General features: G+C 69.0%; 11 protein-coding genes. 3 read left to right on the top strand and 8 right to left on the bottom strand.

Annotated features, from left to right (window positions below; translation table 11 throughout):
* The first annotated feature begins 76 nt into the window (after positions 1 to 76).
* A complete protein-coding gene (locus AC1Q6V_RS01405) occupies positions 77 to 1,327 on the top strand; it encodes a phenylacetate--CoA ligase family protein (protein ID WP_010814872.1) in 1,251 nt (416 codons plus the stop codon).
* A gap of 140 nt (positions 1,328 to 1,467) precedes the next feature.
* On the opposite strand, the gene AC1Q6V_RS01410 is transcribed toward AC1Q6V_RS01405, so the two are convergent.
* The 8 genes from AC1Q6V_RS01410 to AC1Q6V_RS01445 form a co-directional block, all read right to left on the bottom strand.
* Entirely contained in the window at positions 1,468 to 1,836 is a 369-nt protein-coding gene (locus tag AC1Q6V_RS01410) for a YbaN family protein (RefSeq protein WP_454749523.1), read from the bottom strand.
* Positions 1,837 to 1,955: 119 nt separating this feature from the next.
* Entirely contained in the window at positions 1,956 to 2,933 is a 978-nt protein-coding gene (locus tag AC1Q6V_RS01415) for an NAD(P)H-dependent flavin oxidoreductase (protein ID WP_010814870.1), read from the bottom strand.
* 126 nt (positions 2,934 to 3,059) lie between these two features.
* Positions 3,060 to 4,496, bottom strand: a complete 1,437-nt coding sequence (creC, locus tag AC1Q6V_RS01420) for a two-component system sensor histidine kinase CreC (protein ID WP_454749515.1) — start codon at positions 4,494 to 4,496, stop codon at positions 3,060 to 3,062.
* Positions 4,497 to 4,505: 9 nt separating this feature from the next.
* Positions 4,506 to 5,204: a two-component system response regulator CreB gene (creB, locus tag AC1Q6V_RS01425; RefSeq protein WP_011614449.1), complete on the bottom strand. Its 699-nt coding sequence runs from the start codon at positions 5,202 to 5,204 to the stop codon at positions 4,506 to 4,508.
* 250 nt (positions 5,205 to 5,454) lie between these two features.
* Complete coding sequence (locus AC1Q6V_RS01430; RefSeq protein ID WP_010814867.1) at positions 5,455 to 6,582, bottom strand: NAD(P)/FAD-dependent oxidoreductase; 1,128 nt, start codon at positions 6,580 to 6,582, stop codon at positions 5,455 to 5,457.
* 238 nt (positions 6,583 to 6,820) lie between these two features.
* Positions 6,821 to 8,146: a sigma-54-dependent transcriptional regulator gene (locus AC1Q6V_RS01435; RefSeq protein ID WP_041687124.1), complete on the bottom strand. Its 1,326-nt coding sequence runs from the start codon at positions 8,144 to 8,146 to the stop codon at positions 6,821 to 6,823.
* An 8-nt stretch (positions 8,147 to 8,154) separates the two neighbouring features.
* Complete coding sequence (locus AC1Q6V_RS01440; RefSeq protein WP_439668502.1) at positions 8,155 to 10,152, bottom strand: sensor histidine kinase; 1,998 nt, start codon at positions 10,150 to 10,152, stop codon at positions 8,155 to 8,157.
* 82 nt (positions 10,153 to 10,234) lie between these two features.
* Complete coding sequence (locus AC1Q6V_RS01445) at positions 10,235 to 11,533, bottom strand: dicarboxylate/amino acid:cation symporter (RefSeq protein ID WP_010814864.1); 1,299 nt, start codon at positions 11,531 to 11,533, stop codon at positions 10,235 to 10,237.
* Between the two features lie 393 nt (positions 11,534 to 11,926).
* On the opposite strand from AC1Q6V_RS01445, the gene AC1Q6V_RS01450 reads away from it, so the two are divergent.
* Both AC1Q6V_RS01450 and AC1Q6V_RS01455 read left to right on the top strand, forming a co-directional pair.
* A complete protein-coding gene (locus AC1Q6V_RS01450) occupies positions 11,927 to 12,247 on the top strand; it encodes a (2Fe-2S) ferredoxin domain-containing protein (protein ID WP_010814863.1) in 321 nt (106 codons plus the stop codon).
* Positions 12,248 to 12,395: 148 nt separating this feature from the next.
* Positions 12,396 to 13,037, top strand: coding sequence for an alpha/beta hydrolase (locus AC1Q6V_RS01455; protein ID WP_010814862.1), 642 nt, complete (start codon positions 12,396 to 12,398; stop codon positions 13,035 to 13,037).
* Position 13,038: the final 1 nt, after the last annotated feature.

Below are 13,038 nucleotides of genomic sequence, written 5' to 3' on the forward strand. Positions count from 1 at the left end.
GATTTCATCCGGCATTGCCACCACGCGCCCAGCGGCGCGGCGGCATGCCGCATCCCATTCCCTGACGCATAGCACCATGCCAGAACACTTCGATTCGCTCGAAACCCGCGCGCCGGAAGTCCGCGAGCAGGCGCTCCTTGCCGCCCTGGCACGCCAGGTGGCCCATGCGCGCGACAACGCGCCTTACTTTGCCGAGATGCTGGGCGGCGTCGACCCGCGGCTGCTGAGCTCGCGCGCGGCGCTGGCGGCGCTGCCGGTCACGCGCAAGTCGGACCTGACCGCGCGCCAGCGCGCACTGCCGCCGCTGGGCGGGCTCAACGCCACGCCGCTGGGCAAGCTGCGCCATGTGTTCCAGTCGCCCGGCCCGATCCATGAACCCGACGGCCATGACGCCGACTGGTGGCGCGTGGCCCGCGCCATGCATGCGGCGGGCTTCCGCGCCGGCGAGCTGGTCTACAACACCTTCTCCTACCACTTCACCCCGGCCGGCATGATGATGGAGACCGGCGCGCACCGGCTGGGCTGCTGCGTGTTCCCGGCCGGCGTCGGCCAGACCGATTCGCAGGTGCAGGCGCTGGCCAGCCTGCAGCCCACGGCCTACGCCGGCACGCCGTCGTTCCTGAAGCTGCTGCTGGAGCGCGGCGACGAGCTGGGCACGCCCTGCACCAGCCTGGCCAAGGCGCTGGTCTCGGGCGAGGCGCTGCCGCCGTCGCTGCGTGCCTGGTTCCAGGCGCGCGGCGTGCGCGTGCAGCAGATGTATGGCACCGCGGATGTCGGCCTGATTGCCTATGAGACCGAGGGCGGCGATGGCTGGGTGGTGGACGAGGGCGTGCTGGTAGAGATCGTCGAGCCCGGCGGTTCCCGGCCGATGCCCGAGGGCGAGACCGGCGAGGTGGTGGTGACGGTGCTGGGCAACGGCGACTACCCGCTGATCCGCTTCGGCACCGGCGACCTCTCGGCCATCGTGGCGGAGTCGTCGCAGCGGCCCAGCCCGTGCGGGCGCACCAATATCCGACTCAAGGGCTGGCTGGGCCGTGCCGACCAGGCCACCAAGGTCAAGGGCATGTTCGTGCATCCCGGGCAGGTGGCAGACGTGCTGCGGCGGCATCCGGAGATCCGCGCGGCGCGGCTGGTGGTGACTGGCGACCCAGGCGCGGACGTGATGACGCTGCGCTGCGAGGCTACGCGCGAGGATGGTGACTTGCAGCGTGCGGTGGCGGAATCGCTGCGCGAAGTGATGCGGCTGCGCGGTGAGGTAGCTTTCGTTGCGGCGGGGTCGTTGCCGCAGGATGGGAAGCTGATCGAGGATGCGCGCAGCTACGATTGAGTTGGGTGGCGGCTGGCAGGATCGACTTCGTTGATACGCTGGCCCTCTCCCCCGGCCCCTCTCCCGCAGGCGGGAGAGGGGCCGGCCGGGGATAGGGCCGGTGCGTCGACGGAGTGACGCGCTTCAATACGCCCGCATCCTCAAGACTTCCCCCCCTCCACCGGCCGCGTCGGCAGCCGGGCCATCCAGACACTCACCCCCACCGCGCAAGCCAGCAACGCCGCCGAGGCAAGCGGCCGCGCCCGCAGCATCCACGCGGTCGTCCCCATCGACGCCCACATCATCGACAACGCCAGGCACTTGGCCCGGAAGGGAATGCTGCGATGGCGCTGCCAGTCGCTGACCAGCGGCCCGAAGCGCGGATGTCCCAGCAGCCATTCATGGAAGCGCCGGGATCCCCGCGCGAAGCATGCCGCGGCCAGCAGCACGAATGGCGTGGTCGGCAGCACCGGCAGGAAGATGCCGATCACCCCCAGCAGCAGGAAGACCGCGCCCAGCACCACCCACATGGCGCGCAGCGCCTGCTGCCGGCGGCTCAACGTGGCGTCGGAATCGGGCGGGGTGGTGGAGCTTGGACCAGGCAATGGTTGAATGAAGGGCCGCAATAGCGGCCCGGTAAAAACCTCGGTTAGCGCGCGATACCCAGGCGCGCCTTGGCGGCATCGTACTCCGCTTTCATGCGCGCGACGATTTCGCCGGCGGTGGGGATGTCGTGGATCTGGCCCACGCCCTGGCCGGCGCCCCAGACGTCCTTCCATGCCTTGGCCTTGGAGGCGCCGCTGGAGAAGTCCATCTTGCTCTTGTCGGCCACCGGCAGGTTGTCCGGATCCAGCCCCACGTTGCTGATGCTTTCGCGGATGTAGTTGCCGTGCACGCCGGTGAACAGGTTGGTGTAGATGATATCGGCGGCGGCCGAGCTGGTGATCGACTGCTTGTACGATTCCGCCGCGTGGGCCTCCTGCGAGGCGATAAAGCGCGTGCCGACGTAGGCAAAGTCCGCGCCCATGGCCTGCGCGGCCAGCACCGCCTCGCCGGTGGCGATCGAGCCCGACAGCGCGATCGGGCCGTCGAAGATCTTGCGCACCTCGCCCACCAGCGCGAACGGCGACAGCATGCCGGCATGGCCGCCGGCGCCGGCGGCCACCAGGATCAGGCCGTCGACGCCGGCCTCGATCGCCTTCTCGGCATGGCGCATGCTGATCACGTCGTGCAGCACGATGCCGCCATAGCTGTGCACCGCGTCGATCATTTCCTTGACCGGTGCGCGCAGCGAGGTGATGAAGATCGGCACCTTGTGGTCCACGCACACCTTTACGTCGTGTTCGAGCCGCGCGTTCGAGGTATGCACGATCTGGTTGACCGCGACCGGGCCCACCTGCGCGCCCGGGTTGGCGGCCTTGAAGGTGGCCAGCTCGCCTTCGATCTGGGTGAGCCACTCGTCGAGCAGCTCCGCCGGGCGCGCATTGAGCGCCGGGAATGAGCCGACGATGCCGGCCTTGCACTGCGCCAGCACCAGCTCCGGGTAGCTGACGATGAACATGGGCGAGGCGATGACGGGCAGGGCCAGGTTCTGCAGGGCCTGGGGCAGTTGCTTGGCGGCGGGCATGGTGTCTCCTGAACTACTGACGGGCACAGTGCAGGTGCCCTAAATGAACGGTCGTTCGATTATAGGGAGTTTCAGCGCGGTCACGTTAGAAGCCCCAGTCTATGCCGGTCCGGTCACCTCGTCGAACTACCCGGCCGGAAGGGTCAGTTCCGCCAGCGCGCCGCCGCCGGGGCGGTTGGCCAGCGTTACATCGCCATCATGCAACGTTGCCACCTCGCGTGCAAAGCACAGGCCCAGGCCGGTGCTCTTGTCCGCACCGTGCGGGCGTGGCAGCGAGTAGAAGCGCTCGAACACGCGCGGCAGCGCGTAGTCGGGGATGCCCGGGCCCTGGTCGGCGACGGCGATGGCCAGCGCGCCGCCGCGGCGCTCCAGCCGCACCATGACTTCGCTGTCCGGCGGGGCGAAATCGATGGCGTTCTCCAGCAGGTTGGCGATGGCCTGGCGCAGCAGGAACGGATCGCCGGCGACCAGGTCCGGGCTGGCGTCGGCGGCCAGCCGCAGCGTGACGCCGCGCTGGCGCGCGCGCGGTTCCAGCTCGCTGCCCAGTTGCGCCAGCAGCGGCGCCAGCCGCACCGGCTCGCGCACTTCCAGGCGCTGGCGCTGCTCGACATCGGCCAGTGCCAGCAGCTTGCGGATCATGGTTTCAAGCCGCCCGGATTGTGCACGGATATTGGCGACGAAGCGCTGGCGGTCCGCCGCCGGCATCTCTTCCTGCAGCAGCTCGGCGGCGCCGCCGATCGCGGCCAGCGGGCTCTTCATCTCATGGGTCAGCGTGTGGATGTAGTGCTCGACATACTGCTTGTCTTCCAGCCGCTCGCGCATGCCCTGCACCGCGCGGCCCAGCTCGGCCAGCTCGCTGCCGCCGCGCAGCGGCATCTCCGCGCGTTCGCCGGCCGCCACCGCGCGCGCATACCCGCGCAGCCGGCTAAGTCCATGCGCCAGCCACAGCGTGCAGGCCAGCCCGATCACGCAGGCAGCGCCGATCAGCAGGCCGCCGTAGAGCAGGATCTTGCGCTGGCTGCGCTCGATGAAGGGCGCCATCGCCGCATTGGGCTTGGCCACGGTCAGCACGCCGATGATGCGCTCGCCGTCCGCGTCGCGTATTGGCGCGGCCACGTGCATCACGGTGCTGGCCTCGTCGTCGGGGTCGGTGCGCGTGCTGCGTGCGCCGTACTTGCCGCGCAGCGTCAGGTAAACATCGTTCCAGCGCGAATAGTCGCGGCCCACGTCAGTACCGGTGGAGTCAAAGCGCACGATGCCGTTGGCATCGGTCACGTAGACGCGGTAGCCGATGCTGTCCTTGTGCAGGCCCGACACATCGGCATTCACCGCCACATCGCGCAGCGCCGCCATGTGCCGCGCGAAATCGCCGTCGGCAATGCGTCCGGCCTTCATGTCGTCGGCGGCAAGCGCCGCCAGCACGTGCGCGGTGTCGATCAGCGTGTCTTCCATGGCCTGGCGCACGCCGGGCTTGACCTCCTGCACAAACACGCGCAGCGTCAGCACCGTGGCCAGTCCAACGATCAGGAAGAAGCCGAAGAAGATGCGCAGGCCGATATGCATGGCGTGCGCTCAGGGTTCCAGCGAATAGCCCATGCCGCGATGGGTGCGGATGCGCTCGGCGCCGTCGGCGGAAGCCTCCCGCAGCTTGGCGCGCAGGGTCTTGATATGGGTGTCGACGGTGCGGTCGCTGGTGTCGAGTGCATCTTCCCAGACGCACTCCATCAGCTGCGCGCGCGAGTAGATGCGGCCCGGATGTGTCACCAGCCAGGCCAGCAGCAGGTACTCGTAGCGGGTCAGCTCCAGCCAGCGGCCGCGGTAGGCCAGGCGCGCGCCGTCCTTGTCGTGCGTGAAGCCGGCAACTTCGTCGCTCTTCGCCGCGGTAGCACCGCCGCCGCGCGCCCGGCGCAGGATGGCGCGCACGCGCGCGGCCAGCTCGCGCGGCGAGAAGGGCTTGACCACGTAGTCGTCGGCGCCGATTTCCAGCCCGACGATGCGGTCGATCTCTTCATGGCGCGCGGTCAGGAAGACCACCGGCGCATTGCTGAACGTGCGTAGCGTGCGGCAGACCTCGAAACCGCTCAGATCCGGCAGGCCCACGTCCAGGATTACCAGGTCGGCCGCGCCGGCGCGCATGCGCTCGAGCGCGGCGCCGCCGAGCGTGCAGTGCTCGGCCAGCATGCCGTCGGTGCGCAAGGCATAGAGGATGGTGTCGGCGATGGCCTGCTCGTCTTCCACCACCAGGATCCGCGGTTGTTCCATGCCCGGCATTTTAGTCCACTGAATCACTGAAATCGGTCGGCGCCTGCCATGTCATGCGGGCGCATCGCGTCGTTGCAAATGCTCGCAATAGCCGTGCTATTGCTGCGCCCTGCCCTTGCAGGGCGCACATGCGCTTGCAAGCGCATGCCGCTACGCAGGCGGATTGCCATGCAATCCGAAACCCCTGCTTCGCCCTAGCGCTGCATCCCGCATGACATGTCCTTCGCCTCCCATTTCAGTGATTCAGTGGACCAGCCGGTCAGGCGCTGGTGGCTGCGCGCGGCGGCGGCGCGGGATCCTCGCCTCGGCGCTTGTGGAAATAGATCTGCTCCGCCGCCCAGCGCAGCGGCGGCGAGTACAGCATCAGGTCGAAGGGCCAGTCGCACTGGAAGCGGTCGAACATCCAGCGCAGCGCACGTTTGGCGCGAAAGCGCGGCGCGCCGGCGGTGGCGACCGCTTCCGGGGCCGGGCCGCCGCGCAGCAGGTGCGCGGCCACGGCCTGGCCGACCGACTCGCCATGGGCAAAGGCATAGTGGATGCCCCCGGCGGTGACCGGCGACACGATGCCGGCGGCATCTCCCGTCAGGATCACGCCGTCGCGCGCCAGCGGGAAGGCCGGGCCGCCGCATGGGATCAGCCCCGCGCGCGTCGCCGCAGGCTGCGCCAGTTGCGGCAGGCCGGCGCGCTCGCGCACATGCGCCAGCAGACCGTCCAGGTCTGGCGCGCGGCCGTGCCGAGGCAGGTAGCGCAGCGCCAGGCCGGCCTGCACGCCGGTGGGGTTCTGCGCGATCCAGCCGATATAGCCGGGTGCGAAGCGCCGGGTGATGAAGCAGTGCAGCGCGCCCGGCTCGGGCAGCGCCAGTCCCGGGAACTCATACTCCACGCCATACAGGAAGCTGTGCACGCGCCCCAGCCCGGCACACTGGGCCACGCGCGATTTCGCGCCATCCGCGCCGACCAGATAGCGCGTATTGCCCACGCCGGTCACATGCCAACCGCCGTTGCGCGGCACCGCGCCCACGAACGCCTGGCCCAGGCGCAGCTCGACCCGGTGGCGCACCAGCTCGGCGGCCAGCCAGCGCATCAGGCGCGGCGTATCGGTGGTGTGGAAATAATAGCCGGGCGCACTCAGGTCGATGCTGCGCAGCCTGGGCGAGTACAGCCGCACCTGCTCCACGCGGTGCACGCAATCGGCCGGCGCGCGGCCCAGCCAGGTCTGCTCGATGGCTTCCTTGACCAGGATGCCGGTGGTGTGGAGCTTGTCGCCGGGATCGGTCTTGCGTTCCAGCACCAGCACGCGCAGGCCGGCGCGCGCCGCGGCCAGGGCGCAGGCGGCGCCGGCAAAGCTGGCGCCGGCGATGACGATGTCGTAGTCGAAGGAGGGCATGGCGGGTCCCGGAGATGGCAGGGCTCCAGTCTGGCCAGAGGGGGTGAGGGGAATGTGTGGCGAGTGTGAAGTGGCGGGGCGGGGTGCACAACCCAAAAAAACGCCCCGCATACGCGGGGCCGTCAATTACCACGAAGATTGATACACACGGCGGGCACCTGCCAATGCCGCAGCCGCCATCGAAGAATAGGCCGCCAATGTGACGGCGGCATGGCAGCGCAATGAAGGCAGCATGACATCACAGCCCGTAGCGCTTGATTTTGTCATAGAGCGTGGCCTTGCCGACTTGCAGCAAGTCCGCCGCCTGGCTGACCGCGCCGCCGGTGCGTGCCAGTGCATCCGCAATCACCGCGCGCTCGAAGTGCTCCATCCGCTCTCGCAGCGGCGCGGTTTCATCGGGGCCCGCGGCCTGCGCACCTGCCTGCCCGCCCTCCGGCACGCCCAGCACCATCCGATCCGCCGCATTGCGCAGCTCGCGCACATTGCCCGGCCAGGGACGCTGGGCCAGTGCCTGGCGTTGCGCCTCGGACAGGATCGGCGCCGGCCGCTGGTAGCGCACCGCGGACACCAGCGAGAAATGCTCGAACAGCGGCACGATGTCCTCGCGCCGCTCGCGCAGCGGCGGCAGCGCGATGGTGACCACGTTCAGCCGGTAATACAGGTCCTCGCGGAAGCTGCCCTGTACCACCAGCGCATCCATGTCGCCCTTGGCCGCGGCGACGATGCGCACATCGATCTTCACCGAGGCATTCGACCCCAGCCGCTCCAGCGAGCCTTCCTGCAGTACCCGCAGCAGCTTGACCTGCAGCGCCAGCGGCATGCTCTCGATCTCGTCGAGGAAGAGCGTGCCGCCCGAGGCATGCTCGAGCTTGCCGATGCGGCGCTTGCCGGCCCCGGTGAAGGCGCCGGCCTCGTGGCCGAACATCTCGCTCTCGAAGATGGCCTCGGGCACCGCGCCGCAGTTCAGCGCGATAAACGGGCCTTCGGCGCGGCCGGACAGCGCGTGCAGGCTGCGCGCCACCAGTTCCTTGCCGGTGCCGGTCTCGCCGTTGATCATCACCGGCACGTCGGTGGGCGCGACATTGGCCACCAGCGCGCGCACCTGCCCGATCGCGGGCGAGCGGCCGATGATGCGCGTGCCCGCCGCGGGGCCGGCCAGTTCGCGGCGCAGCGCCTGGTTTTCCAGTTCCAGCGCGCGGCGTTCCAGCGCGCGGCGCACAGTGTCGGTGAGGCGGTCGGCGCCGAAGGGCTTTTCGATAAAGTCGTAGGCGCCTTCGCGCATGGCTTGCACGGCCATGGTGATGTCGCCGTGGCCGGTCACCAGGATCACCGGCACGCCCGGCGCGGCGTTGCGGCAGTGCTGCAGCAGGTCCAGCCCGCTGGCGCCGGGCAGGCGCACGTCGGTCACCACCACGCCGGCAAAGGCGCCGTGCAGGTGCGGGATCGCGGCCTCGGCGGAGGGCAGCGCCAGCACCGCGAAGCCGGCCAGCTCCAGGCTCTGCGCGGTGGCCTGGCGCACCAGCGGCTCGTCTTCGACAAACAGGACACGCAGACCGTCTTGCATGGCAATACTCATTGAGAGGCGGAAACCGATGGCGCCGGATCGATGGCGGGGGCGCGCGCCAGCACCAGCGTGAACTGCGCGCCGCCGCCGGGCACGTTGGCCACGCTCAGCTGGCCGTTGAACTCGCGCACGATCGACGACGAGATCGCCAGCCCCAGCCCCAGACCCTGCCCGGTTTCCTTGGTAGTGAAGAAGGGTTCGAACAGGCGCGGCAGCGCTTGTGGCGCGATGCCGGTGCCGTTGTCGCGCACGACGATGGTGACGGCGTGGTCTTTTGCCTGTACCTCAAGATCGATCTGTCCCTGCGCCGGCGCGGCCGCCGCAATCGCATCCAGCGCGTTGCCGAGCAGGTTCAGCAGCACTTGCTCCAGCTTCAGCTCATCGGCGCGCACGGCCAGCCCGGGCAGGGCGTCCAGGCCGGTGACGTTGACGGTGACCGCGCCAAGGCGCGGTGCCAGCAGCGCCAGCACATGATCGACCGCGGCGCGCAGCGCGACCGGCCGGTGCACCGGGCGCGCCTTGCCGGCGAACAGCTTGAGCTGCCCGGTGATCTTGCCCATGCGCTCGGTCAGGTCGGCAATGGCGGTCAGGTTGCCTTCGGCCGCGGCCAGCTGGCCGCGCTCCAGCAGCACGCGGGTGTTGTCCGAGAACGTGCGCAGCGCCGCCAGCGGCTGGTTCAGCTCATGCGTGATGCCGGCCGCCATCTGCCCCAGCGCGGCCAGCTTGCTGGCCTGCACCAGTTCGTCCTGGGCCGCGCGCAGCTCGCTTTCAGCACGGGTACGCTCGGCCACTTCATCTTCCAGCTTTTCATTGATCGCCATCAGGTCGGCGGTGCGGGCCTCGACGCGGCGCTCCAGCTGGTCGTAGGCGGCTTCAAGCAGGCGGCGGCTGTACTGCATGTCGCGCGCGCGCTGGCGGCGCTGGCGCCAGTTGACCAGCAGCAGGCAGATGCAGGCATAGGCCAGCGCCGCCGCCACGGTGGCGTTGCGCGCATTGGCCAGCACCGGCTCCAGCGGCGCCATCACCTGCATGGTCCAGCCAGCCGCGCCGACCGTGCGGTCCAGTTCCAGGTAGCGGACGGCGCGTTCGGCGCCGTCCGGGGCAGAGGTGGTCTTGCTGGCGGGCGATTCGTCGCGCACGCGCACCAGCCGCGCGCCGTCGGCCAGCGTGGTGTCCGCCAGCCAGCGCGTGACCGGCGAGGTCAGCGGCTCCAGCGGCAGCGGCGTCACCGCGCGGCCGTGGTACTGGCGTGTCTTTTCGATCTCGGCCTGCAGCGGCGGCGGCAGCGGGCGCAGGGTGCGGTACTGCCAGGCCGATACCGACGACAGGAAGATCACGCCATGCTCGTCACTGACCATCAGCGGCTCGGCGCCGCTGCCGGCGCGCTGGAACCACTCCAGGTTGAGCTTGACCACGGTTACGCCGATGACCTTGCCGCCGGACTCGACCGGCTGCGCGAGGTAGTAGCCGGGCTCGTCGCTGGTGATGCCGATGGCATAGAAGCGCCCCATCTTGCCGCCCGCGGCGGTCTGGAAGTAGGGGCGGAAGCGGTAGTCTGTGCCGACAAAGCTGCCGGGCTGGCCGTGGTTGCTGGCCGCCAGCGCAATGCCGTTGGCGGCGATCACATAAGTGGCCGAGGCATGCGCGCGGCGGTTGACCTCCGCCAGGTACTGGTTGGCGGCGGCCACGCGTTGCGGGTCGTCGGGGGAGTCCAGCAGCCCGCGCACGAAGGGGTGCAGCGAGACCAGCGCGGGCAGGAATTCGTAGCGGTCGAGGGTGCTTTCCAGCGTGGCGGCGTAGCGGTCGGCGCGCGTGGCCGTGCTTTGCTGGAGGCTGGCCAGGCCGCGCTGGACCGAGACCAGCCAGGTCAGCGCGCACAGCAGCAGGAGACCCGCGGCCAGCGCCACGGCAAAGCCCCACCACCGCCCGCTGCCGACGTCCGGCGCGTGGGCCGGACGGGTGGCGGCGGGGTCATGCACGGCGAGAAAATCGTCTGAGTGGGTCATCGGCGCGCGCGGGGGCTGTCGCGCCGATGATACCTGCTGGCGGGCGGCCGGGGCAGCCGTCCGCGCAGCGGTGGTGGCGCCCTCAGCGGACGCCCTGGCCCACGTCGGCAAGATCCGCCACATCGCCGCTGCCGCCGTTCAGCACGCTGGCCAGGCGCTTGCGGTCAAGCTCGCGCTCCCATGCCGAGACCACCACCGTGGCCACGCCGTTGCCGATGATGTTGGTCAGCGCGCGGCACTCGCTCATGAAGCGGTCGATGCCGAGGATCAGCACCATGCCCGCCACGGGGATGGTCGGCACCACCGCCAGCGTCGCGGCCAGCGTGATGAAGCCCGAGCCGGTCACGCCGCTGGCGCCCTTGGAGGTGATCATCGCCACCGCCAGGATGGTCAGCTGCTGCATCAGCGTCAGCTCGATGCCGGTGGCCTGCGCGATGAAGATCACCGCCATCGTCATGTAGATGTTGGTGCCGTCCAGGTTGAACGAATAGCCGGTGGGCACCACCAGGCCCACCACCGAGCGCGAGCAGCCGAGCTTTTCCAGCTTCTCCATCATGTGCGGCAGCGCCGCTTCCGACGAGCTGGTGCCCAGCACGATCAGCAGCTCTTCCTTGATGTACGAGATGAAGCGCACGATGCTGAAGCCGGTCATGCGTGCGATCGTGCCCAGCACCACCAGCACGAAGATGATGGCCGTGAAGTAGAAGGTGCCGATCAGCTTGAGCAGCGGCACCAGCGAGCCCAGGCCGTACTTGCCGATGGTGAACGCCATCGCGCCGAAGGCGCCGATCGGGGCCACCTTGGTGATCACGTGGACGATATGGAAGAACACCTTGGAGACCTGCTCGATCAGCTGCACCACGATGCGCGCGCGTTCGCCGAGCACGGCCAGCGCGGCGCCGAAGAACAGCGACACCAGCAGGATCTGCAGGATGTCGCCGTTGGCAAAGGCGCTGAAGACCGTGTCCGGGATGATGTGCATCAGGAACTCGACCGTGCTCTGGCCGTGCGCCTTGGACACGTACTGGGCAATCGCCTTGGTGTCCAGCGTGGCCGGGTCGATGTTGAAGCCCACGCCCGGCTTGAGCAGGTGCGCGGCGCCCAGCCCGATCAGCAATGCGAAGGTCGACACCACCTCGAAGTACAGCAGCGCCTTGCCGCCGACGCGGCCGACCTTCTTCATGTCGCTCATGCCGGCGATGCCGGTCACCACGGTGCAGAAGATGATCGGGCCGATGATCATCTTGATCAGCTTGATAAAGCCATCGCCGAGCGGCTTCATGGCCACGCCGGTGTCGGGCCAGTAGTGGCCGAGCAGGATGCCGACGCAGATGGCGAACAGGACCTGCACGTACAGGATCTTGTAGAAGGGTTTTCTCATGATGTCGTCCTCGGTGTTGACCGTACCCGGGCGCTATCGCTCGGGCCGCGCGCCGTCACGGTTGCGGCGCGTTCAGGGACGGGAATTCGCAACCGCCGTGCCAGTCAAACCGGCATTGCTAACTGGTTGATTCACAAGGAAACACCGGCCCGGCAGGGGCGCGCGGCCTCCGGGATTCCGGAAATCCGGACGGCGCGACTCCGGGGTTTCGGAATGCCGGATGCATCGCAGGTGCGCGAAGCGCCACCCGATGGGGGCCGGCGGCAACTTAGACCGCCGTGCCAGGGCGCCGCCATCGCGGCCATGCCGCCGCGACACCGTATAATTCCGAGCTTCCGTTCAATGCCGTCCGGGCCGTGCCGCCGTCCGGGGCCGCCTTCTCACACCGTACGCATGAGCAGCTACTACCAGCACCACGTCTTCTTCTGCCTGAACCAGCGCGAGGCCGGCGAGAACTGCTGCGCCAACCACAACGCCCAGGCGATGCAGGAATACGCCAAGAAGCGTTGCAAGGAACTGGGCATCGCCGGCGGCGAAGGCCGCGTGCGCATCAACAAGGCAGGCTGCCTGAACCGTTGTGAACTCGGCCCGGTGCTGGTGGTCTACCCCGAGGCCATCTGGTACACCTTTGTCGACGAGCACGACATCGATGAAATCATCGACAGCCACCTGATGAAGGGCAAGCCTGTCGAACGGCTGATGGTGGACCGCTGAACCAACCGAAGCCGGCGCATGCCGGCTTGTTGCTTCCCTGTTTTGCCGCTTTGCCGTATTGCCCCGCCGCCCGCCAGCCGGACGGTTTTTTCATTTTTGCCCGGGCTTCCCGCCGGGCGCTGGCTTCACCGCCATCCTGACCGCCATCATGAACGCGCATACCCAGGTACTTTCCATCGCCGGTCCCGCCGGTGCGATCGATCTCTCGGTAGACCTGCCGCAAGGTGAGCCGCGCGGCCTGGCGCTGGTAGCGCATCCGCATCCGCTGTTCGGCGGCACCAAGGACAACAAGGTCGCGCAGACGCTGGCGCGCAGCTTCGTGCAACTGGGCTATGCCACGGTGCGCCCCAACTTCCGCGGCGTCGGCGGCAGCGCCGGCGAGCATGACAACGGCATCGCCGAGCAGGACGACCTGCTGGCCGTGGTGGCCTGGATGCGCCAGCAGACCGCGTGGTCGGCACAGGCCGCAACGCTGCCGCTGGCCATGGGCGGGTTCTCGTTCGGCAGCTTCGTCACCACCCACGTGGCGCGCCGCCTGGCCGAGGCCGGCACGCCCGCGCAGCGCCTGGTGCTGGTGGGCACCGCCGCCAGCCGCTGGCAGGTAGCCGAGGTGCCGGCCGACACCATCGTGATCCATGGCGAACAGGACGACACCGTGCCGCTGGCCAGCGTGTTCGACTGGGCCCGCCCGCAGGAGCTGCCGGTGATCGTGATCCCCGGCGCCGACCATTTCTTTCACCGCAAGCTGCACCTGATCAAGCAGCTCGTCGTCAATGCGTGGGACCGGTGAG

Source organism: Cupriavidus sp. GW823-FHT07B10, assembly GCF_058794355.1.